This window comes from Paenibacillus anaericanus (assembly GCF_003994475.1).
In the GTDB taxonomy this organism is placed as follows: Bacteria; Bacillota; Bacilli; order Paenibacillales; family Paenibacillaceae; genus Fontibacillus; species Fontibacillus anaericanus.
The window spans coordinates 1-1,288 of record NZ_RZNY01000086.1; the positions used below are offsets into that span (position 1 = coordinate 1).

The following is a 1,288-nucleotide window of genomic DNA, read 5'->3' on the forward strand; positions in this document are numbered from 1 at the left end:
TGATATTATCCCCTTTAAGTAGACAGTAAAAAGAATGACGTTTATTGTTGATATTTGGAGGGGATTTTTTATGGCCAGAATACTACAAAGCTATACCACCGAGATGAAACTTAAAGCGGTACAAATGTATATAGAAGCTGGAATGGGTTATAAACGAGTAGCAAGAGAGCTGAATATACCTGAACCATCTGTTAGACGTTGGGTGAAGCGTTATGAAAAAGAAGGGGCATCCGCACTGGAGGAGAAACGGGGTAAAACAAAAGGTTTGACTAAGGGAAGACCCCGCAAAAATCCATTAAGTCCGGAAGAGGAGTTAGTTAGGCTCCGAGCTGAGAATGAGTACTTAAAAAAGTTGTGGGCGCTACAAAGGGGGCAAAGAATAGAGTAAGTAAAGTCTCCCAATATGAACTGGTTAATCAATTAGTATCTGCTGGATACAACATCACGTTACTGTGCGAAATCGCAAAAGTATCTAGAAGTGGATATTACAAATGGATAAGAAGAATGCTCACTCCGTCGTCAAAGCAACTTATGGATGAGGAGCTGAAGGAAAAGATCATGGAAGTGCATCAACGTTTACACGGCATTTTCGGTTATCCACGAATACAAACATGGTTGTTTAAGACGCATGGCATACATGTTAATCATAAGAGGGTCTATCGTTTGATGAAAGAAATGGGGATCAAATCTAAGATTCGTAGAAAGAAACGATTTCATGGAAAAAAGGAGACTTATGTAACTTCAGACAATATTTTGAACCGCGATTTTCATGCATCCCAACCCAATGAAAAGTGGGTCACAGATATTACTTACATTCCGTATAACCAAAAAAACTTATATCTTTCCACCATTTATGACCTTTTTAACAACGAAGTCATCTCATACCAAATAAGTACTAGAAACGATTTACAGCTTGTCATAGACACGGTAGAGCTTGCTCGCGGTGTACGCAAAACGGAGGGAGTTCTTCTCCATAGTGACCAAGGTTATCAATACACTTCTAGGTTGTACAATAAACTTCTGACCCAATACAAGATGAAAGTAAGTATGTCTAGAAAAGGAAAATGTTTGGACAATGCCTGCATGGAGAGTTTCTTTGGACATTTCAAAGCAGAATGTATGTATATCCAGTCTTTTCAATCAGAGGAAGCATTGATCTCCGCAATTCATGAATACATACGGTTTTACAATTATGATAGGTTTCAGAAAAAATTAAACAACCTTAGTCCAGTGGAATACCGAACTAAGGCTGCTTAATGTACTTCAGTTTTATTAATGTCTACTTGAC

The 1,288-nt window shown here is 38.2% G+C and carries 2 protein-coding genes; both read left to right on the forward strand.

Annotated features, from left to right (window positions below; genetic code table 11):
• Positions 1 to 70 precede the first annotated feature (70 nt).
• Positions 71 to 388 carry a helix-turn-helix domain-containing protein gene (locus EJP82_RS27795; RefSeq protein WP_127195317.1) on the forward strand — a complete coding sequence of 106 codons (318 nt, stop codon included), beginning with the start codon at positions 71 to 73 and terminating at the stop codon, positions 386 to 388.
• Positions 355 to 1,257, forward strand: a complete 903-nt coding sequence (locus tag EJP82_RS27800) for an IS3 family transposase (RefSeq protein WP_127195318.1) — start codon at positions 355 to 357, stop codon at positions 1,255 to 1,257. Before EJP82_RS27795 ends, EJP82_RS27800 begins: the two co-directional genes overlap by 34 nt.
• The last annotated feature ends 31 nt before the right edge of the window (positions 1,258 to 1,288 follow it).